The sequence below is a fragment of the Stenotrophomonas sp. Steno-C18 genome (assembly GCF_056393195.1).
In genome coordinates, this window is sequence record NZ_JBWJOX010000001.1 from 963,681 (window position 1) to 984,513 (window position 20,833).

15 protein-coding genes are annotated in these 20,833 nt (G+C 62.6%); 7 read left to right on the forward strand and 8 right to left on the reverse strand.

Annotated elements, in window-relative coordinates; translation table 11 throughout:
* Window positions 1-239: 239 nt before the first annotated feature.
* The 5 genes from AC06FE_RS04495 to sucC all read right to left on the reverse strand — a co-directional run bounded on the left by AC06FE_RS04495 (window position 240) and on the right by sucC (window position 8,192).
* On the reverse strand, window positions 240-2,849 hold the full coding sequence (locus AC06FE_RS04495) for a TonB-dependent receptor plug domain-containing protein (RefSeq protein ID WP_478072341.1): 2,610 nt from the start codon (window positions 2,847-2,849) through the stop codon (window positions 240-242).
* 518 nt (window positions 2,850-3,367) lie between these two features.
* Window positions 3,368-5,005, reverse strand: coding sequence for an NAD+ synthase (locus AC06FE_RS04500; protein WP_478072342.1), 1,638 nt, complete (start codon window positions 5,003-5,005; stop codon window positions 3,368-3,370).
* Between the two features lies 1 nt (window position 5,006).
* Entirely contained in the window at window positions 5,007-5,387 is a 381-nt protein-coding gene (locus AC06FE_RS04505; protein WP_446540130.1) for an endonuclease domain-containing protein, read from the reverse strand.
* Between the two features lie 738 nt (window positions 5,388-6,125).
* Window positions 6,126-7,001 carry a succinate--CoA ligase subunit alpha gene (gene sucD / locus AC06FE_RS04510; protein WP_132865374.1) on the reverse strand — a complete coding sequence of 292 codons (876 nt, stop codon included), beginning with the start codon at window positions 6,999-7,001 and terminating at the stop codon, window positions 6,126-6,128.
* A gap of 21 nt (window positions 7,002-7,022) precedes the next feature.
* A complete protein-coding gene (gene sucC / locus AC06FE_RS04515; RefSeq protein ID WP_132865375.1) occupies window positions 7,023-8,192 on the reverse strand; it encodes an ADP-forming succinate--CoA ligase subunit beta in 1,170 nt (389 codons plus the stop codon).
* A gap of 261 nt (window positions 8,193-8,453) precedes the next feature.
* On the opposite strand from sucC, the gene AC06FE_RS04520 reads away from it, so the two are divergent.
* A complete protein-coding gene (locus tag AC06FE_RS04520) occupies window positions 8,454-10,076 on the forward strand; it encodes a sensor histidine kinase (RefSeq protein ID WP_313251896.1) in 1,623 nt (540 codons plus the stop codon).
* Between the two features lie 63 nt (window positions 10,077-10,139).
* Window positions 10,140-11,537, forward strand: a complete 1,398-nt coding sequence (locus tag AC06FE_RS04525) for a sigma-54-dependent transcriptional regulator (RefSeq protein WP_192287456.1) — start codon at window positions 10,140-10,142, stop codon at window positions 11,535-11,537.
* 97 nt (window positions 11,538-11,634) lie between these two features.
* Here AC06FE_RS04525 and pilB read toward each other — a convergent pair whose 3' ends face one another.
* Window positions 11,635-13,365 carry a type IV-A pilus assembly ATPase PilB gene (gene pilB, locus AC06FE_RS04530; RefSeq protein ID WP_478072343.1) on the reverse strand — a complete coding sequence of 577 codons (1,731 nt, stop codon included), beginning with the start codon at window positions 13,363-13,365 and terminating at the stop codon, window positions 11,635-11,637.
* A gap of 169 nt (window positions 13,366-13,534) precedes the next feature.
* Between pilB and AC06FE_RS04535 the strand changes: the two genes are divergently transcribed.
* From AC06FE_RS04535 to AC06FE_RS04555, 5 genes are all read left to right on the forward strand, one after another.
* Window positions 13,535-14,392 carry a glycosyltransferase family 2 protein gene (locus tag AC06FE_RS04535; RefSeq protein ID WP_478072344.1) on the forward strand — a complete coding sequence of 286 codons (858 nt, stop codon included), beginning with the start codon at window positions 13,535-13,537 and terminating at the stop codon, window positions 14,390-14,392.
* A 207-nt stretch (window positions 14,393-14,599) separates the two neighbouring features.
* Window positions 14,600-16,048 carry a glycosyltransferase family 39 protein gene (locus tag AC06FE_RS04540; protein ID WP_478072346.1) on the forward strand — a complete coding sequence of 483 codons (1,449 nt, stop codon included), beginning with the start codon at window positions 14,600-14,602 and terminating at the stop codon, window positions 16,046-16,048.
* Entirely contained in the window at window positions 16,045-17,133 is a 1,089-nt protein-coding gene (locus AC06FE_RS04545; protein ID WP_478072347.1) for a UDP-N-acetylglucosamine 2-epimerase, read from the forward strand. The genes AC06FE_RS04540 and AC06FE_RS04545 overlap by 4 nt, the downstream gene beginning before the upstream one ends.
* Complete coding sequence (locus AC06FE_RS04550) at window positions 17,130-18,035, forward strand: lysylphosphatidylglycerol synthase domain-containing protein (protein ID WP_478072348.1); 906 nt, start codon at window positions 17,130-17,132, stop codon at window positions 18,033-18,035. Before AC06FE_RS04545 ends, AC06FE_RS04550 begins: the two co-directional genes overlap by 4 nt.
* Window positions 18,022-18,699 (forward strand): class I SAM-dependent methyltransferase, encoded by a 678-nt coding sequence (locus AC06FE_RS04555; RefSeq protein ID WP_478072349.1) that lies wholly within the window; start codon window positions 18,022-18,024, stop codon window positions 18,697-18,699. Before AC06FE_RS04550 ends, AC06FE_RS04555 begins: the two co-directional genes overlap by 14 nt.
* A 48-nt stretch (window positions 18,700-18,747) precedes the next feature.
* Here the strand turns inward: AC06FE_RS04555 and AC06FE_RS04560 are convergent, their stop codons facing one another.
* Both AC06FE_RS04560 and AC06FE_RS04565 read right to left on the reverse strand, forming a co-directional pair.
* A complete protein-coding gene (locus AC06FE_RS04560) occupies window positions 18,748-19,107 on the reverse strand; it encodes a prepilin-type N-terminal cleavage/methylation domain-containing protein (RefSeq protein WP_478072350.1) in 360 nt (119 codons plus the stop codon).
* Window positions 19,108-19,217: 110 nt separating this feature from the next.
* On the reverse strand, window positions 19,218-20,833 hold a 1,616-nt coding region (locus AC06FE_RS04565; protein ID WP_478072351.1), incomplete at its 5' end, for a glycosyltransferase family protein.

Consider the following 20,833-nt stretch of genomic DNA (forward strand, 5'->3'; position numbering starts at 1 on the left):
GATGCCCGGGATGTACGTGACCTGGGCAGATTCCATGCCGCAAGCCGTAGCAGCCCCGGCGATTCCCCCATCTCCTCGCAGCGCAGGCGGGGAGGCAATCCCAGCCCGTCCCGCAACAACCCCTGCTCCGGCACTGGCGAACACGGCTTCGGCCACGCACCGCCCTGGATGTTCCGGTCGACAAAAAAGGCGGCCCCGTCACCGGGACCGCCCATATTGCACCCTCAGTCGCGCGGACCTCAGAAGTTCTGCGTGTAACGCACGTACAGCTGGCGGCCGTAGCCGTTGTACAGATAGTTGTTGAAGTTGGTCGGCGAGTACGCCACGTCGTACACCGGCGCCTTGTTGGTCAGGTTGCGGGCACCCAGCGAGATCGTTGCATTCCACGGGGCCTGGTAGTTGAGCTGCAGGTCATGGGTGATGTAAGCGCCGCTGCAGCGCTTCACGTAGCCCTCGCTCTTCAACTCCGAGCAGCTGTAGTCACCTTCGTAGTAGTCGACGTAGTAGCCCGGCTCATAGCCGATCATGTTCATGGTCCACGCCACGCTCCAGTCGCCGCGCTCCCAGCGGGTGTTGAGGTTGGCACGCCACTCCGGGTAACCGCTGGTGCCGACGTACTCGTCCGAGCCGTAGCGGCTGTCGACCTTGTAGCTGTGGGTCCAGGAACCCTGCAGGGTCGAGGTCAGCCTGCCCCAGTCGTCCAGGTCGAACTGGGTGCGGATGTTCAGGTCGATGCCGTCGGTCTTGACCAACCCTTCATTGCCATAGCCGGCATACACCGCCTGGATCGAACCGTCGCTGTTGCGCACGACCGACAGGTTGTCCGGCAGGTACTGGCCAAGGGCGGTGCGGTTGATCACCGTCTGCGCGGAGTACCACTTGATCTGGTTCTTGATCTCGGTGTTCCAGTAATCCAGCGTGATGTTGGCCCACGAGAACGGGTCGTACACCACGCCGAAGCTGAACTGCTTGGAGGTCTCGGCCTTCAGGTCCGGATTGGCCACGTGGTAGCCGTTGATCTGGATCGAACTGGACGCGGCCAGGCCGTAGGCCAGTGCCGTGGCCTCGTCGGTCACCGAGTCGGCCGAGAACGCATCCTGCTGGTTCAGCGCCTGCAGCGTCGGCGCGCGGAAGCCCTTGCCATACGAGGTGCGGAAGGTCAGGTTGTGCAGCGGCTGGAAGCGCAGCGACAGCTTCGGCGAGGTGGAATCACCGAAGTCGGAGTAGTGGTCGTAGCGAACGGCCAGGTCTGCCGAGAAGTTGTCGAAGATCGGCAGGCTCCACTCGGCGAAGCCCGAGGTCAGGTTGCGCTCGCCCCATGCCGAATTGCCGGACGAACCGCCCACGTTGCCGGCCGCCGACTGCTGGTCATAGATGTCCGCATAGTCATGCTTGCTGTACTCACCGCCCACCGCCAGCGAGGAAACGCCACCCGGCAGCGTGAACAGGTCGGTGGTCAACTGCGCGTTGAACTCCTTCTGCTTGTAGAAGGTGTTGCGGCCGATCGTGGTGCTGATGGCATCGAGCACCTCCTGGGAGTTGGCGTACGGGTCGAAGGCGTTGTATTGGCCGCTTTCGAAGTACTGCTCGGCCACCGGGATGTTGACGTAGTTGTAGCCGGTCACGGTCGCGCGCGCCTCATTGCTGCGCACGCCGAAGTCGACGCTGGTGCTGTCGGTCAGCTGGCCATGCAGGCTCAGGTTGACGTCGTAGCTGTTCTCGTCGGTGTAGGTATAGCGTTTGTCCAAGGCGGCAAAGCGGTGCTTGATGTAGGCATCCTGCCCGGTGGTGTTGTTCGGGCTGTCGGCGCTGACGAAGATGCTTTCGGGCACCGGCGCGTAGACGCTGGTGCTGTTCTTGCGGTTCACGTAGATGTCGGCGTTGATGGTCCAGGCATCGCTGAGCGCGTACTCCGAGCGCAGGAACAGGTTCTTGTTCTTGATGCTGGCGGTGTCGGCCATGTCGCCGACATAGTTGTACAGGCAGCTGGTGCGGCCGGTGCTGCTGGTGCTCTCGTAGAAGTTGGTGCCCGAGCAGCCGCCCGGCACCACGCTGCTGCCGTTGGTATAGAGGTTCGAGCCGGCAACCCGGTTGCCATTGGCATCGGTCAGCACGTTGAGGTAGTTGTTCGAGTACGACGAACCGGCGACCGTGTCCGACCACGGGTAGTCGGATACATAGCTGATCTTCTGGTCGGTGTAGGAAATGCCGCCCATCACCGAGCCACGCTCGCCCGCCGCGCCGAACAGCACCGAGGCCTCGGATGCATCGCCACCGTATTTGTTGTCGGTCGCGCCTGCGCTGACCTGGAAGCCTTCATAGTTCTTGCGGGTGATGACATTGACCACGCCGCCGATCGCGTCGGCACCGTAGATGGCCGAGGCGCCATCGGTCAGGATCTCGATGCGCTCCACTGCCGCGGCCGGGATCGAGCTCAGGTCCTGGCCTTCGCCGGTCAGCGGCGACACCGCGGCACGCCGGCCATCGATCAGGATCAGCGTGCGGCCTTCGCCCAGGCCGCGCAGGCTCAGGCCGGCGAACGACTGGGCGGAGCTACCGGAACTGGGCACGAAGGAGCCGAAGGAATTGAAGCTGGAGTTCTGCAGGATGTCGGCCACCGTTGCCCTGCCGCTCACCTCGATGTCCTGGCGGCCGATCACGGTTACCGGCAATGCACCTTCCACATCTGCACGCTTGATGCGCGAGCCGGTGATCTCGATGCGATCCAGGGTGGTCGCATTCGTACTGCTGCTGTCTGCCTCCTGCGCCGCGACCGTACCGCTGAGGGACAAGCCAATGGCGACAACCAGCGCACCACGGCGAAGACCGGAGTTTGTCTTGATATTCATTATTTACGTGTTCCAGATGAAGAAGGACACGTCCTGATCGCTCAGAACCGTTTTGATCGGCCCGTGCATGACAGCGTCATTGCACCGGCCTGACGGAAAATTAACGATCCGATATCGCTGCTGTTTTTCAATTGATGGCAGTGCCGTGCCAGCTTCGTGTCATGCAGTGCGCCGACCGGCCATCACCCGACACGGCCCGTCGTCCCGCGTCATCACTGACACGCTTCGCCATGCCTCCCCGGCAGGCCAGGCGCACCTTCAGATGACGCAAAAAAAATTCGCCACCGCGCGGGGCGGTGGCAAAGGAGAGAGATGACTTGATGTTTTCTTGTGGGCCTAGGGTGCCAATCCAGGATGCCAACGGTTTGACGCGAGATCGCACCGACCGGCACGCCCCACGGCGGGCGACATCCAACGCCCACGAAGTCGACACACATCGACACGCGTCGGCATTTCCGTCTCCACGGAAACAGCAAAGGGGCCTTTCGGCCCCTTTACTGTTCGTGCAACACCTTGCCTCAGCCGCGATACCCGTTGGTGATCGGGTAGCGCCGCTCACGACCAAAGGCACGTCGCGACACCTTCGGCCCCGGCGCGGCCTGGTGCCGCTTCCATTCGCTGATGCGCACCAGCCTGAGCACCCGCTCCACCACCTCGGGCGCATACCCGGCGGCGATGATGTCCTGGCGCGACTGTTCCTGGTCGATGTAGCGGTACAGGATGCCGTCCAGCACGTCATAGGCCGGCAACGAATCCTGGTCGGTCTGGTTCTCGCGCAGTTCGGCCGAGGGCGCGCGGGCGATGACCGCCGGGGGGATCACCGGCGCACCGCCGACGGTGTTGCGCCACTTGGACAGGCCGTAGACCTCGGTCTTGTACAGGTCCTTCAGCGGCGCGTAGCCACCGCACATGTCGCCGTAGATGGTGGCGTAGCCCACCGCGTACTCGCTCTTGTTGCCGGTGGTCAGCAGCAGGCCGCCAAACTTGTTGGACAGCGCCATCAGGATCACGCCACGGCTGCGCGACTGCAGGTTCTCCTCGGTGACATCGGCTGCCTGCCCTTCGAACATCGCCGACAGCGACTGCATCAACCCCTGGAATGCCGGCTCGATCGGCACCGTCTCCAGCTTCACGCCCAGCGCACGGCACTGCTCCACCGCCAGGTCATTGGACAGATCGGCCGTGTAGCGCGACGGCAGGCTGACCGCGGTGACGTTGTCCGCGCCCAGCGCGTCCACTGCCATCGCCAGCACCAGCGCCGAGTCGATGCCGCCGGACAGGCCCAGCCACACCTTGCCGAAGCCATTCTTGCGGCAGTAGTCCTGGATGCCACGCGTCACCGCCCGCCACGCCAGCGCATCCATGCTTTCATCGCCGTCGTCGATCCAGCGCAACGGCATGAAGCTGCGCGCCTGGACGTTGTACTCGACCACCAGCATTTCCTCGGCGAACGCCACCGCCGCCGGGTGCACCGTGCCGTCACCGTCGGCGACCACCGAGGCGCCGTCGAACACCACCGCGTCCTGGCCACCAATGGTATTGAGGTAGGCAATGCCCACGCCCGATGCCGCACAGCGCTCGGCCAGCAGCGCATCGCGCTGGGCATGCTTGCCGCGCTCGTACGGCGAGGCATTGGGCACCAGCACCAGCTGGGCACCGGCGGCCACCGTGCCGGCCAGCGGCTCGGGGAACCACAGGTCCTCGCAGATCACCAGGCCGACCTGCACGCCGTTGACCTGCACCACGCAGTTGCCGCCATCCGGATCGACATCGAAGTAGCGACGCTCATCGAACACCGCGTAGTTGGGCAGCTCACGCTTGCGGTAGGTGGTCTCCACGGCACCATCGCGCAGCACGCTGGCCGCGTTGTAGACCACTGCGCCGGCGCTCTGCGGCCAACCGACCACCGCCACGATGCCGGTCGCCTCGGTGGCGATGCGGGCGATGGCCTGCTCGCAGTCATCCAGGAAGCCGGGGCGCAGCAGCAGGTCTTCCGGCGGATAGCCGCTGACCGCCAACTCGGGGAACAGCACCACGTCCGCGCCGTATTCGTCACGCGCCTCGTGCATCAGCTCGATGATGCGGCCGGTATTGCCGGCCACGTCGCCGACCGGGAAGTCGAACTGGGCCAGGGCGATGCGTAGCGATTGGGACATATCAACAACCTTCTGCTTGGCCCCGCACCCTGCGGGGGCTTGGTTCGATCGACAACGCCTGCAGGATGCTCTCGCAGACCGCGGCGGTGTTGCTCAGGGCTTCATTATTCCAGAACCGCAGCACGCGGTAGCCGTGCCCCCTCAGGAAGGCTTCACGTGCCGGATCGCTGGGATCACCGGCATGCTGTCCGCCATCCAGTTCAATGACCAGCCGCCGCGCCAGGCAGGCGAAGTCGACCACGTAGGGGCCGATGGGATGCTGGCGACGAAACTTGAAGCCGGCCAGGCGATCGGCACGCAGGTGGTACCAGAGTCGTTGCTCGGCGTCGGTCATCCGTTGCCGCAAGGCCCTGGCGCAGCCGGTCTTGGCACCTTTTCGCATGTCCTTCGCTCCTTCCATCGGAAGGAGGAAGGTCCCGCGCGGGGACGGCGGGGAAAATCAGGCATATGGACGGATAAGGCTCGGAAAGCTGCCCTCACCCCTACCCCTCTCCCGCAGGCGGGAGAGGGGAAAGCAACCGCAGGAGCGCACGGCCTTGGCTCCGGCCTTGGCTCCGGCCTTGGCTCCGGCCTTGGCTCTGGCCTTGGCTCTGGCTCTGGCTCTGGCTTTGGCTTTGGCTTTGGCTTTGGCTTTGGCTTTGGCTTTGGCTTTGGCTCTGGCTTTGGCTCTGGCTTTGGCTTTGGCTTTGGCTCTGGCTTTGGCTTTGGCTTTGGCTCTGGCTTCGGCATCGGCCTTCGCCTTGGCTCTCCCCTCTCCCGCAGGCGGGAGAGGGGAAAGCAACCGCAGGAGCGCACGGCCTTGGCTCCGGCCTTGGCTCCGGCCTTGGCTCTGGCCTTGGCTCTGGCTTTGGCTTTGGCTTTGGCTCTGGCTTTGGCTCTGGCTTTGGCTTTGGCTTTGGCTTTGGCTCTGGCTTTGGCTTTGGCTCTGGCTTTGGCTTTGGCTTTGGCTTTGGCTTTGGCTTTGGCTTTGGCTCTGGCTTCGGCATCGGCCTTCGCCTTGGCTCTCCCCTCTCCCGCCCGCGGGAGAGGGGTAGGGGTGAGGGCAGCTCTTCAAGCTCGGCACAAAAGAAAAGGCCGCCCCAAGGGGCGGCCTTCTCGACACATCACCGGCGGTCAGCGCTTACTTGACCAGCTTGGCGATGGCAGCGCCCAGGTCGCCCGGCGAACGCACGGTGACGACGCCAGCCGCTTCCATTGCGGCGAACTTGCCTTCCGCAGTGCCCTTGCCGCCCGAGGCGATCGCACCGGCATGGCCCATGCGCTTGCCGGCCGGCGCCGAGGCGCCGGCGATGAAGCCGACGACCGGCTTCTTCACGTGGGCCTTGATGTATTCCGCACCGGCTTCTTCGGCGTCGCCGCCGATTTCGCCGACCATGATGATGCCTTCGGTCTGCGGGTCTTCGTTGAACAGCTTCAGGCAGTCGACGAAGTTCAGGCCGTTGATCGGGTCACCACCGATGCCGATGCAGGTGGACTGGCCCAGGCCGACTTCGGTGGTCTGCTTGACCGCTTCATAGGTCAGGGTGCCCGAACGCGACACGATGCCGATCTTGCCCGGCTTGTGGATGTGGCCCGGCATGATGCCGATCTTGCACTCACCCGGGGTGATGACGCCCGGGCAGTTCGGCCCGATCAGCACGGTATCCGGGTGCGAGCCCTTCAGCACGTTGTCCACGCGCAGCATGTCCAGCACCGGGATGCCCTCGGTGATGCAGACGATGACCTTGATGCCGGCAGCAGCGGCTTCCAGGATGGCGTCGGCAGCGAACGGCGGCGGGACGTAGATGACCGACGCGTCAGCGCCGGTGGCCTGCACGGCATCGGCCACGGTGTTGAACACCGGCAGGTCGATGTGGGTGGTGCCGCCCTTGCCCGGGGTGACGCCGCCGACGACCTGGGTGCCGTACTCGATCATCTGGGTGGCGTGGAAGGTGCCCTGCTGGCCGGTGAAGCCCTGCACGATCACCTTGGTGTTCTTGTTAATCAAAACAGACATGGGAATTCCTTGGTGTCGGGATCAGGCGGCGTTCTTGACAGCTTCAACGACCTTCTTGGCGCCGTCGTTGATGTTGTCAGCCGGGATGATGGCCATGCCGCTGTCACGCAGCAGCTGCTTGCCTTCTTCCACGTTGGTGCCTTCCAGGCGCACCACGACCGGAACCTTGACGCCCACTTCCTTCACCGCGGCGATGATGCCCTCGGCGATCATGTCGCAGCGGACGATGCCACCGAAGATGTTGACGAAGATGCCTTCGACCTTGTCCGAGGACAGGATCAGCTTGAACGCCTCGATCACGCGCTGCTTGTTGGCGCCGCCGCCCACGTCCAGGAAGTTCGCCGGCTCGCCGCCGTTGAGCTTGATGACGTCCATGGTGGCCATGGCCAGGCCGGCGCCGTTCACCATGCAGCCGATGTTGCCGTCCATGGTGACGTAGTTGATGTCCAGCTCCGAAGCGGTCACTTCGGTTTCGTCTTCCTGGGACTTGTCGCGCATGGCGACCAGTTCCTTGTGACGGAAGGCGGCGTTGTCGTCGCTGTTGAACTTGCCGTCCAGCGCGTACAGGTTGCCGTCGTCCAGGATGGCCAGCGGGTTGATCTCAACCAGCGCCAGGTCCTTTTCGTTGAAGATGCGGTACAGGTTCACCATGATGCTGGCGAACTGGCCGGCCTGCTTGGCGGTCAGGCCCATCTTGAAGCCGATGTCACGGCCGTGGTAACCCTGCACGCCCTCGACGAAGTCCACGTTCAGGGTGTGGATCTTGTCCGGGGTTTCAGCGGCAACCTGCTCGATCTCCATGCCGCCTTCCGAGGAAGCAATGAAGCTGATGGTGCGGGTGCCACGATCGACCAGCACCGACAGGTACAGTTCCTTGACGATCTCACCGGCGGTGGTCACCAGCACCAGGTTGATCGGCAGCTCGACGCCGGCGGTCTGGTAGGTGGCCATCTTGGTGCCGAGCATCTTGGCTGCAGCGGCCTTCACGTCTTCGACGGTCTTGCAGAACTTGACGCCGCCGGCCTTGCCGCGGCCGCCTGCGTGGATCTGCGCCTTGACCATCCAAGGGCCCTGGCCCAGCGACTGGGCGACGGCAACCGCCTCGTCCGGGGTAGCCGCGACTTTGCCGGCCGGAACCGGGATACCGTATTCGGCAAGCAGCTGTTTTGACTGGTACTCGTGGAAATTCATGCGTCACCGTGGGAATAGGAACGACCGCACGCATCTCCTCGGGCCCCACGGAGGGGCGCCAGCATGGACCGCGGCGGGCCCACTATTGTGGCCGAGCCAGCGCCGGGGCGCAAAGAAGTCTGTACAAATCGCCAAGACCGGCACGCTTTCCCATGCATTTTCAGCCACTTGCCGCAACTGTCCGGCGCCTGTGAAAACACCCGGAACCGGCCCGCCGGCACCTATACTTGCCCGAGCCCGTCTGCAGATAGGAGTTCCGGCTTGGCCCCCAGCCCTTCGCTGATCGACCGCATCGAGTCGATCCCGCGCCGCGAACTGTACTTCTTCGCCCTGTACCGCCTGCTGGTCGCCTCGCTGCTGTGCGCCCTGGTGTTCAGCCCGCTGAGCATGATGGTCGGGGAGGCCCACCATGTCGGGCTGGCCCAATGGGTTTCGACCAGCTACCTGCTGATATCGGCCGGGCTGCTGTTCTGGGGCCGCAACGAGCGCTGGCTGCAGACCATCGTGTTCTGGAGCGTGCTGGCCGACATCGTCGCGGCGGTGCTGCTCAGCCATGCCCTGCCCGGCTCCAGCGCCGGCATCTCGATGTCGCTGCTGTTCAACATCGCCGCCGCCGGCCTGCTGCTGCCGCTGTCACGCGCGATGCTGGTGGCCCTGCTGGCCAGCGGCGCCAGCGTGCTGGAGTTCGGCTGGACCTACCTGGAAAACGTCGACAACAGCCGTACCCTGGCCGAACTGGCCATGTTCGTGACCAGCTACCTGTCGCTGGCCTTCATCTGCTACCAGATCGGCAACCGCACCCGGCGCACCCAGCAACTGGCCGACCAGCGCGGCGCGGAGGTAGCCAACCTGTTCGAGGTCAACGAGCTGATCATCCGGCGCATGCGCACCGGCGTGCTGGTGGTCGACATCGATGGTCGTATCACCCTGGCCAACGAGGCGGCCACCGCCCTGCTTGGCGACCTGGAAGGCACCCTGGCCACCGAACGCGTCACCCTGGCCAGCGCCTCGCCGGAATTGGCCCGGCGCCTGCAGCGCTGGCGCGGCGGTTGGCAGGAAGAAGAAGTGGCCCTGCAACTGGCACCGGAACAGGCCGAAGTCCTGCCCCGCTTCGCCCGGCTGCTGGCCGACAGCGACATGACCCTGGTGTTCCTGGACGACACCTCGGTCGTCTCCAAGCGTGCCGAATCGCTCACCCTGTCCACGCTGGGCCGGTTCTCCGCCAGCCTGGCCCACGAGATCCGCAACCCGTTGGCGGCCATCAACTACGCCACCCAGCTGCTAGAGGAATCCAACGACCTGGGCGATGCCGACCGCCGCCTGCTGCAGATCATCCACCAGCAGTGCCAGCGCACCAACGGCATCGTGGAAAGCGTGCTGGCCCTGGCCCGGCGCGAACGGGCCAACCCGGAGAACCTGGACCTGGTCACCTTTGTCCGGCGCTTCGTGCTGGAGTACCGGCAGAGCCTGTCGCTGGAAACCGACAGCCTGGAGGCGGTGATCCGCGAGCCCAGCGTGCCGGCGCTGATGGACTCGCGCCACCTGCACCAGGTACTGACCGCGCTGGTCCACAATGCGCTCAAGTATGGTCGCATGGCCGAGGAGCCCGCCCGCGTCCGCATCCGCGTGGCCTCCGGCGAGCGACACGCGGTGATCGACGTCATGGACCGCGGCCCCGGGATTCCCGACGCCATCGCCGCCCAGCTGTTCCGCCCCTTCTATACGACCTCCGAGCACGGCACCGGCCTGGGCCTGTACATCGCGCGCGAGCTGTGCCGGGCCAACCAGGCCCAGCTGGACTATGTCTCCGTCCCCGCGGGCGGGGCCTGCTTCCGCCTGACCCTGTCCGTCCCCAAGGCCGCATTCAATCGCGACCTGGGTTGAAAATGCGCAAACCGTGCGTCGAATGTTTGGCGCAGGCCCCTCGCCTCGGCTATCGTTTCGCCCATGAATGCGACACATAGCGCCCTGATCGTCGATGACGAACGCGACATCCGCGAACTGCTGGTTCTGACCCTGGGCCGGATGGGCCTGCGCATCAGTACCGCGGCCAACCTGGCCGAAGCGCGGGAGCTGCTGGCCAGCAATCCGTTCGACCTGTGCCTGACCGACATGCGCCTGCCCGACGGCAACGGCATCGAGCTGGTCGCCGAGATCACCCGTGATTACCCGCGCACCCCGGTCGCCATGATCACCGCCTTCGGCAGCATGGACCTGGCGGTGGAAGCGCTGAAGGCCGGCGCCTTCGACTTCGTCAGCAAGCCGGTGGACATCAACGTGCTGCGCGGGCTGGTCCGCCATGCGATCGAACTGAACAATGCCGCCCGGCCGAGCACGCCGCCGCCGCCGGAGAACGCCACGCGCCTGCTCGGTGGCTCCGCTGCCATGGACGAGCTGCGCGCCACCATCGCCAAGGTCGCGCGCAGCCAGGCGCCGGTCTACATCCTCGGTGAATCCGGCGTCGGCAAGGAGCTGGTGGCCCGCACCATCCACGACCAGGGCGCGCGCGCGGCAGGGCCGTTCATCCCGGTCAACTGTGGCGCCATCCCCGGCGAGCTGATGGAGAGCGAGTTCTTCGGCCATCGCAAGGGCAGCTTCACAGGCGCCCATGCCGACAAGCCCGGCCTGTTCCAGGCGGCCAATGGCGGCACCCTGTTCCTGGACGAAGTGGCCGAACTACCGCTGCAGATGCAGGTCAAGCTGCTGCGCGCCATCCAGGAGAAGTCGGTCCGCCCGGTGGGTGCCTCCACCGAAGTTCCGGTGGACGTGCGCATCCTGTCGGCCACCCACAAGGACCTCGGGGCGCTGGTGCAAGATGGCCGCTTCCGCCATGACCTCTACTACCGCATCAACGTGATCGAGCTGCGGGTACCACCGCTGCGCGAGCGGCGCGGTGACCTGCCGCAGCTGGCCGGCGCGATCCTCGACCGGCTGGCCCGTTCCCAGAACCAGAAGCCACCGGTGCTGTCGCCCTCGGCGCTGGATGCCCTGGCCGGCTACTCCTTCCCCGGCAACGTACGCGAGCTGGAAAACATCCTCGAGCGCGCCCTGGCCCTGGCCGACGGCGACACCATCGACGCCAGCGACCTGCGCCTGCCCGCGCCCAAGCCGGCCAGCGTGCTGCAGCCCGAAGGCCCCGGCGCGGGCGCCGCGGTCACGGAAGAGGCGGTCATCGACATCGATCCCTCCGGTGCCGCCCTGCCCTCCTACATCGAGCAGATGGAGCGCGCGGCGATCCAGAAGGCACTGGAAGAGAACCGCTGGAACAAGACCAAGACCGCCGCCCAGCTCGGCATCACCTTCCGTGCCCTGCGTTACAAGCTGAAGAAGCTGGGCATGGAGTAAGCACGCTCCGTGCCGGGCAGCGCCCGGCACCACCGACAGCAGAACGCCGGGCAGTGCCCGGCGTTCTGCTGTACGACAGGCAGCAAGCAGCCGCCGATCAATCCTTGGTGACGCGGTTGATCTCAGCCAGACTGGTCACGCCCTGCGCGGCCTTGAGCAAGGCCGACTGGCGCAGGTCGTTGACCCCGATCTTCTGTGCAGCGTCGGCGATGTCCATGGCGTTGCCACCCTGCAGCACGATCGCGGCGATCTCGTCGGTCATCGGCATCACCTGGTAGATACCGGTACGGCCCTTGTAACCTTCCGTGCACTCATCGCAGCCCACCGGCTCGAACAGCTGGATGCCCTCGTCCAACTGCTTCTGGGTGAAGCCTTCGGCCAACAGCGCGTTCTCCGGCAGGTGCGCCGGACGCTTGCAGTTGGAGCACAACCGGCGGGCCAGGCGCTGGGCGATGACCAACGTCACCGACGAGGTGATGTTGTATGGCGCGATGCCCATGTTCATCAGGCGCGCGATGGTCTGCGGGGCATCGTTGGTATGCAGCGTGGACAGCACCATGTGGCCGGTCTGCGCGGCCTTGATGGCGATCTCCGCGGTTTCGAGGTCGCGGATTTCGCCGACCATGATGATGTCCGGATCCTGTCGCAGGAACGAGCGCAGCGCCGCGGCAAAGGTCATGCCGCGCTTGTTGTTCTGCTGCACCTGGTTCACGCCTGGCAGGCGGATTTCCACCGGATCCTCCGCCGTGGAAATGTTGCGGGTATCGTCATTGAGGATGCCCAGCGCGGTGTACAACGACACCGTCTTGCCCGAGCCGGTCGGGCCGGTGACCAGCACCATGCCATACGGCTTGTGGATGGCCTCCATGAACAACTGTTGCTGGACCGGCTCGTAGCCCAGTTTGTCGATGCCCAGCTTGGCGGCGCTGCCGTCCAGGATACGCAGCACGATCTTTTCGCCGAACAGGGTCGGCAGCGTGCTGACACGGAAGTCGATCTGCTTGGTCTTGGACAGGTTGAGCTTGATACGGCCGTCCTGCGGCACCCGCTTTTCGGCGATGTCCAGCTGCGACATCACCTTCAGGCGTGCCGCGATGCGCTGGTTCAACTTCACCGGCGCCTTGGCCACGGTCTTGAGCAGGCCATCGATGCGCAGGCGGACGCGATAGTCATCTTCGTAAGGCTCGAAGTGAATGTCCGAGGCCCCCCGGCGGATTGCATCCACCAGCACCTTGTTGACGAACTTCACCACCGGCGTGTCGTCGCCCTTGGCATCGATGCCAGCGTCACCGCCTGCGCCACCGTCCTCGTCGCCCGCAGCGACATCAAGGTCGCCAATGGCCTCGTCGTCACCTCCCAGACTGTCCCCAAGCGACTCATTACTGGCCAGCCACAGGTCCAGGGTACGGCGGATCTGCTCCTCGTCAACGAGGATCGGCTCCACCACCAGATTGGTATGGAACTTGATCTCATCCAGCGACTGAGTCGGGTTGCTGGTACCCAGGAACAGCTTGCCACCACGCCTGAACAGCGGCAGCACCTGGTGCTTGCGCAGCAATTCCTCGCTGACCAGCTTCATCGCGTTCTGGCTGGGATCGAATACCGACACGTCCAGCAGCGGCATCCCGAATTCCATGGCATTGGCGGCGGCCATGTTCGCCGCGCTCACCAGCTTCTTCTCCGCCAACCATTGGCTCAGCGGCATCTTGGCCTCGGCCGCCTGGGCCATGGCCGTGCGGGCGGTGGCTTCCTCCAACGCCCCATCCTGAACCAGCCGACGGGCGATGCCCGTGATTCCGACGAGATTGGCAGTGACTGCAGCGTTCATGAGCTTCCCCTGGGCCGGACCCTAACCTTGGCAATTGTACGCATGCCGGCGCCCCAGGCCAGCGTCCGCATCTGGCCGATACTGGCCCGGCCCCCCGGCGTTCCCGACCTCCCCCCTTCCTCACCAACCCGGCTACTATTGCTGCGGGGAGAACTACCGGTAAACGCACGTGTCAGAACTGAGCATCATCCTGCCCGCCAAGAACGAGGCCGAGGGGCTGCGGCGCACCCTGCCCGCGCTGCAGGCAGCGTATCCAACGGCAGAGATCATCGTGGTCAACGATGGTTCCACCGACGAGACCGCCAGCGTCTGCACCCAGCTCGGTGCAAAGGTGCTGACCAGCCCCTACTCGATGGGCAACGGTGCCGCGATCAAACGCGGCGCGCGCGCCGCCACCGGGGAGATCCTGGTGTTCATGGATGCCGACGGCCAACACAGCGCCGAACACATCGCGCGATTGTTGGCCAAGCTGGACGAAGGCTATGACATGGTCGTGGGCGCCCGCGACAGCGACGGCCAAGCCAACTTCCACCGAGGTCTGGCCAACGCGCTCTACAACAAGCTGGCCAGCCATATGACCGGGCATCGGATCGATGACCTGACATCCGGCTTCCGCGCAGTCCGCGCCGAACGCTTCCGCGAGTTCCTGCACCTGTTGCCCAATGGCTTCAGCTACCCGACCACCAGCACGATGGCCTTTTTCCGTAGCGCCTACCCGGTGGCCTACGTGCCGATCCCGGTCGCCAAGCGCGTAGGCAACGGCAGCCACATCCGACCGATCAAGGATGGCATTCGCTTCCTGTTGATTATTTTCAAGATTGCCACGCTGTACTCGCCGATGAAGTTGTTCGGGCCGATTGCCCTTGGCTTCCTTCTGATTGGGCTCGGGTACTACGGCTACACCTTTGCGACCATGCACCGGCTGACCAACATGAGCACACTGCTTTTCAGCGCGGCGGTCATCATTTTCCTGATCGGGTTGATTTCGGAGCAGATCACCAACCTTACCTATCGAAGGGATGCCTGAACCCGCCCTTCCAGCAGGGCCGCAGCCACGTTTGCAGAACACTGCAATCAAGCGCTGGGCATGAACTTGCCGACTACACCAGCCGGCATGTTTCCCGCCCCCTGGAAACGCACGCAACTCCATCCCCAGAACTGTCATTCCATTTTCACGAAGGAGGGCAGGTTCGACGCAGGGGGATTGAACCCCGACAACATCAGGACGCAACGGATGACAACGGAAGCCATGCAATCACCTGAGATACGAGAACCGGCCGCACTCCCTTCCGCCGAAGGAACTACAACCCTGTTTCGGATTTCGGTAATCCTCATCATTCTGCTCGGCGCCTGGCTTCGCTTTGACACTGCTTTCAGCACCGTGGTCGTTCAACCTATACGAGCCGATGCGGCAAAGTATGTGAGCTACGCTTACAACATCAACCACTTTTCCATCTATTCGCACGCGCCCTCCTCCAATCCAGGAACGCAGACGTCGCAACCCGTTCCTGACGCCCTGGTCACCCCCGGCTATCCCGCCTTTCTGGCACTACTGCTTGGGAAGGGTGAGGTTGACTGGTCATTCGTGAAACGGGTGCTTCTCGCCCAAGTCATTCTTGGCACTTTGACCATTTGGCTCGTATACATCATCAGTCGCCAGCTGATGCCAAAGCCCTGGACACTGCTCCCCACGTTTTTAACTGCCATTTCACCCAAGCTGATCATCGCTGGCAGCTACCTGCTCACCGAAACACTTTTTACCGCGTCCCTCATGGCACTTTACAGCTGGCTGTTCCTCTCAAAGAGCCGGAACGCCTCACGGATAGCCATAGCAGGCGGCGTCTTGCTAGGCATCGCCGCCCTGGTAAGACCAACGCTGCAATACGCCATCCCATTCATCCTGGCCGGGGCGCTCCCGTTGATTGCCCGAGGAGCGCGCTGGAAATACTCCATCGCCATGTGCTTCGGGTTTCTTTTGATGATTGCGCCATGGGCCATACGAAACAGCATCGTTACGGGCCACGCCTCAGATCCTACACTTACGATAAGTGCGTTGGTCCACGGCCACTATCCCAACATGATGTTCAACTCACTGGAAGAATCCAAGGGATACCCGTACCGATTCGACCCCCAGATTGCGGAGTTGACCGCGAGCATCCCAGCAGCTCTGGGCGGCATCGCTGAAAGAATCACTCAATCCCCTGCACAGTATCTACGTTGGTACGCATTCGGAAAACCCATCGCATTTCTATCCTGGAACGATCCGGCCGCCTTCGAAGGCGTATTCACCTACCCAGTGCTCGCCAGTCCGTATCACGAAAGTCCGCTACACAAATGGACACTGAGCGCGATGGAGTCCACACACTGGCTCTGGATCATTCTTGCGGCGGGAACTGTTGTCTATGTACTGCTACCCAGGCGCCTTACGAAAGTCTCCACGGCCGGGCTGCTATCGCTCCGAGTAATGGCGATGGTCACGATCTATTTCCTGCTCGTCCATGTTGTCGGCTTTCCGATCGCGCGATACAGCACACCGCTGCTGCCGACGGTTTTCATACTCGCCGGCTATGGGATGCATCGCCTGCTCCAACGGAACTCACACAACTCCACTCGCATTGCATCTGCCGCATACAAGCCCGAAGCACCTCCCCTCCAGCCATTGGAGGCTAGCGACCGGATATGAAAATCCTCGTCATCTTGGGCACAAAGGCCCAATACATCAAAATGGCCCCCATCCTCAGGCAGATGGATGCCTTCGACATCGATTATCGGCTTGTGTACACCGGTCAACATAGCGAGACCTTTGACCTCCTTGAGAAAGCATTTGGCACCCGACCTGCCGACGACATTCTGATTCCCAATTACGAGGCCAACACCAAGCTTTCCTTTGCTCGCTGGACATTCCAGTTCTGGGGCCAGACCTTTGTGCGCCTGAGACGAAAGGAGTGGAAAGGCATGGATATCTGCCTCGTCCATGGTGACACGGCATCAACGCTGTTCGGCGCTGTTGCGTCCCGACTTGCCGGGGTGAAGGTCGCGCATATCGAGGCAGGTCTTCGGTCAAGCAAGATGCTCGACCCCTTTCCAGAAGAGTTGATCCGCCGCCTGGTTTCCAGAATCACCCACATTCACTTCACCCCGGATTCATCGGCCAGTGCGAATCTCGCTTCGGCCAAAGGCCGCGTGGTCCAGACCGATGGAAACACGCTGCGCGATGCCCTGCTGGCATCTCTTGCCAACACGGGAGCCGCTCTCTCAGGGATCGGAGGGGCCGGTGGATATGGCGTCGTCTCCCTCCACAGGAACGAGAATCTATCCAATGCGGCCGACTTCAACCTATTGATGCAGGCAGTGATTGATGCAGCCCGGGAACTCCCTCTCAAGTTCGTCCTGCATCCGGCAACCCGGGCCAAGATCGAACAGACGGGCTGGAAGACAAAGCTGCAGAACACCCCGGGGCTTGAACTCATGGACCGGACGGACTACCCGGAGTTTGTCAAACTCCTGGTCGGAAGCCGCCTGCTGATGACTGACGGGGGCAGCAACCAGGAGGAAGCGGCAATGCTCGGCCTTCCGACATTGCTCCTACGGCGAACAACCGAACGGCCGGATGGCCTCGGCGATACCATCGCGCTTTCGCATCTGCAGCCAAGAATCATCCAGCGTTTCGTATCGGAACATGCTGAACACGGATGGAAAATCAGGGAAATAGATCCCGCCTCTCCCTCGCGGCTGATCGTCCAGACGTTGATGGAGCGATTGCATTGAGATTGCAGCTCATATGGCAGGTTGCCAAGCGAGCACTGCTTTGGGTCGGCCTTGCCCTTTGCGGGCTGGCTCTTTGGCGGACCCGGACGCTTTCAGGTGAGGCAGTAGCACAGATGCCGGCATCTGGATGGGTACTCATATCCGTTCTCCTGGCGGGCATATGGCTACTTGCTACGGCATCATGGCGGACCTATCTGCGTGCCTATGCACTACAGGACACCCGCTGGACGACTGCAGCACGCCAACTTGGCCTGTTGCTGATCGGAAAGTATCTGCCGGGCGGTATATTCGGCTTCCTTATGCGCATCTACGACCAACCACAGGAGCAGCGGAGAAAACTGTTCCATGCGAGCCTCGTGGACCAATGCAGCGGCCTCGCCTTACCCATCCTGCTTGGCCTGTTGCTGACATTCATGGCCCTTCACGAGGCATGGCCTGCTGCACTACTACTCCCCCTTCTGCCCACAGTGGCTGTCGCCGCGATCATGACCATGCATGCCCTGGCAAGGCATGTACCCAAGATCTCGGCTCACTTTGAGAACGCCCCCCCACCCAGGCGCGAGCTTCTCCTCGCAACCAGCCTGCAACTGCTCCAGGTGATCAGCTGGGCAGCCCTGGCCGCATTCCTGACAACCCAGCTGTATGGACTGAACACCCAATCAGCACTCGGTGTATCGGGGGCTTACCTGTTGGCCGTTTCCGGGGGCATGCTGGTCATCATCCTGCCAAGCGGCATCGGTGCACGGGAGGCCATTCTGGTCGCACTGGGCAGCCACTGGATCGAAACCAATCAAGCAATCCATCTTGCCGCGCTACTGCGCATACTGAGCAGTGCAGTGGATGTTGTGGCGGGAGCCGCGGCAGCCGCCATCAAATCCGGATCACTGAATGCAAACCGATAGCCATGACCCACAAAAGGAGCTGCACGGCAGCACCTACGTCGAGCACTTCAACAATGCGCGCCAGGAACAACGCGTCAGGCAGCTTGTGCGACGGGTTTCGCTTCCGCCGCATGCGAGCATTCTGGATATCGGCTGTGGAACAGGCATCCTTTCGCGCCTGCTTGAAGGCCGCTATGCCCAGTACTCTGGAATCGATTTTTCCGAGGACATGATCAGCGCCGCACGCGACCTGACCAAGGGATCAGCCCACTGCCACTTCCATTGTGCGGATGCCGTTGGATTTCTCGACGGAAAGATCGAGCAATTCGATGCGATATTCCTTCTGGACATCTCGGAACATGTTGCCGATCAACAATGGTCAGCCATTGTCGAGGCAGCGCGTCCAGCACTGAAGGCCAATGGAGTGGTCTATCTTCACACTCCAAACCTGGATTTTTTTGTGGAACTGCTCAAGCACCATGGCTGGATCCGCCAGTTCCCCGAGCACATTGCCGTGCGCAGTCAAGCAGGCAATTGCCACTTCTTCCGTGACGCCGGCTATTCCGACGTCAGAGTCAGCAAGCTTCCCCACTACAACGCACTGCGATATCTGCACCCTCTATCCAGACTTCCCATCGCGGGCAAGTATCTGGCTGCACGCCTGTGGCTTGTTGCCAGCAAGTAATCGAAGAAACCAACCGCCGCCCCCTTGGAGGGCGGCCAGCAGGAAGTCCTACTGAAGCGCGCAGTGCCCACTGCCCGTATTGCAATCAACGTCTTGTTTGACCGCGACATCACCTCGCGTAGGCGAGTTGAAGGTAACGGTCCGCGGAGCAGCAAAATCACCCGCCCCCAACCCAAGGCTCGTACTGGTATCACAGGCCTTCGGCACGTATGTCACCGGCAACGTGTAATCGGCCATATTCACGATCGCCGCACCCATGTACGCCTTTGCTTCGGCCATGCATGCGGCATTCGCCGACCGCTGCGTATAACTCCGATACTGCGGCAACGCGATCGCGGCAAGGATTGCAATGATGGCAACCACGATCATCAACTCAATCAGCGTAAAGCCTCGCTGCACCCCTTTCATCCCAATCTCCCCAAGAGTTTCAACCACACGTGCCCTTATTCAAGCAAGAAACGGACCAACATCACCTTCGATCGCGCGCATTCACCACAATTCCTTAACAGACATCACATTCACTGAGCCCCTAATCGCCTGGCAACAGCCTTCGCTCCCCAGACCCCCCTCAGCCGTCGCTCCCAATCGGCACGTCCCGCGACTTCCAGCTCGCCAAACAGTTTCACGATGTCAGGATCCCCGACAGGCGACATCATCACCGCGCGTTCCAGATACGGGAACGCCTCAGCAGGCGAGGAAGTCTCATTGTGGATGTAAGCCGCCACCCGCAGATACTCCGCGGCCGTAAGGTTGGCCTTCCCACTCACGACACTGATCAGCTCCAGCATCCCGCGCTCGTCCAGCGCCGCGCCCTTTTCAGCATTGGCCAGCATCGCCCACAGTACGTGCTGGTTCTGGGAACTCATTGGAACCTCCCCCAGGCGACGCAGGAAACTATCCCAATCTGCCTGCGAAACGCTTCCATTCCAGGTCTTGAAGATCACGATGTTGGACATCAACGGCGCCGAGCGCGTCAATCTGCTCCCGCGCTCGCACGCGTCAATCGCCAAACGGAAATTCGGGTCCGCCACATTCATTCCACTCCGCTCTGCGTAGACAGCCCCCAGTTGCAACCAGGCGCGCTCTGATAGCGGCGCAATATCCACGCTCTTCTGCGCAAAACGGAGCGGCTCACCCCAATCACTGGCGCGCATCAGGGTACCCACCGCCAGCAACGCGACGACGATGCACATGAAAACCTGCCAACCCCGGGCAAATGCCGATGGAAGCAGTCGCTGGGCAACAAGCAGGCAGATATCGCCAAAGGCAAGCGCCACACCCAGCAGCGGTAGGTGATTGCGATGCTCGAAGGCGAGCTCAAGACCGATGACGTTGCTCGTCATGAAATGCCCTGCGAAGAAGAACAACACGCCGAACGCGAACACAGGCCGACGTCGCCGGAAGCACAGCGCAAGCACCAGAAGACCAACCAGGCCCAACCCGCAGACCAATGTGCTGACCGGCGAAAGAACTCCCCGCGACACGACAAGATCGTCGTAATAGAAGTGCATTGAATCGGGTAGCGGAAGCAGCATCTGGCCCAGGTACATCACCAGTACCCGCGCCTGCGTGAGCAACCTCTCGTAGCTGGAGAAATCGCGCCCCGGGTAGGCATCCCAGCTCCAGTAATGCGGAACGACCACCAAGCTGTACACGACCACGCCCAGCACAGCCAACACCCCGTAACCTCGACTGAGTACCCTCTCGATAGTCGGGCTGGATGCAGCAAACCTCAGAATCGTCAGCTCAAGCAACAGCGCATACATGGGAAACAGAACTGCATCTTCCTTGCATGCGAACCCCAACGCCAGAAACAGAGCCACAAGCAATCCATAACCGCGACTACGGGCTCCCTCAATCTGCGCCTGACGCATGCAGACATAAGCCCACAATGCCGCGATCATGAACAGATTGACCAAGGTCTGCATCCTCTGCACCACATAAAGCACAGAGGAAACCTGCAAAGGATGTATCGCCCATACGAGCGCGAGCAACAGCGCCCCCCTGGCAACAAGCCGCTCCGGCCACCCGCCGAGCGACAGCACTCGACGAATGAGGAAGAACAGAACAAAGACCGTGATTCCGTGGATCACCAGATTCGTGATCTTGAACACCTGCGGGTCAAGCCCCCCCC

What these genes read in the sequence shown, in the direction of transcription:
- pilB (WP_478072343.1), bottom strand. Translation starts at nt 13,365, where the DNA reads ATGAACGCTGCAGTCACTGCCAATCTCGTCGGAATCACGGGCATCGCC.
- AC06FE_RS04540 (WP_478072346.1), top strand. Translation starts at nt 14,600, where the DNA reads ATGACAACGGAAGCCATGCAATCACCTGAGATACGAGAACCGGCCGCA.
- AC06FE_RS04555 (WP_478072349.1), top strand. Translation starts at nt 18,022, where the DNA reads ATGCAAACCGATAGCCATGACCCACAAAAGGAGCTGCACGGCAGCACC.
- AC06FE_RS04525 (WP_192287456.1), top strand. Translation starts at nt 10,140, where the DNA reads ATGAATGCGACACATAGCGCCCTGATCGTCGATGACGAACGCGACATC.
- AC06FE_RS04505 (WP_446540130.1), bottom strand. Translation starts at nt 5,387, where the DNA reads ATGCGAAAAGGTGCCAAGACCGGCTGCGCCAGGGCCTTGCGGCAACGG.
- AC06FE_RS04545 (WP_478072347.1), top strand. Translation starts at nt 16,045, where the DNA reads ATGAAAATCCTCGTCATCTTGGGCACAAAGGCCCAATACATCAAAATG.
- AC06FE_RS04500 (WP_478072342.1), bottom strand. Translation starts at nt 5,005, where the DNA reads ATGTCCCAATCGCTACGCATCGCCCTGGCCCAGTTCGACTTCCCGGTC.
- sucD (WP_132865374.1), bottom strand. Translation starts at nt 7,001, where the DNA reads ATGTCTGTTTTGATTAACAAGAACACCAAGGTGATCGTGCAGGGCTTC.
- AC06FE_RS04495 (WP_478072341.1), bottom strand. Translation starts at nt 2,849, where the DNA reads ATGAATATCAAGACAAACTCCGGTCTTCGCCGTGGTGCGCTGGTTGTC.
- sucC (WP_132865375.1), bottom strand. Translation starts at nt 8,192, where the DNA reads ATGAATTTCCACGAGTACCAGTCAAAACAGCTGCTTGCCGAATACGGT.
- AC06FE_RS04560 (WP_478072350.1), bottom strand. Translation starts at nt 19,107, where the DNA reads ATGAAAGGGGTGCAGCGAGGCTTTACGCTGATTGAGTTGATGATCGTG.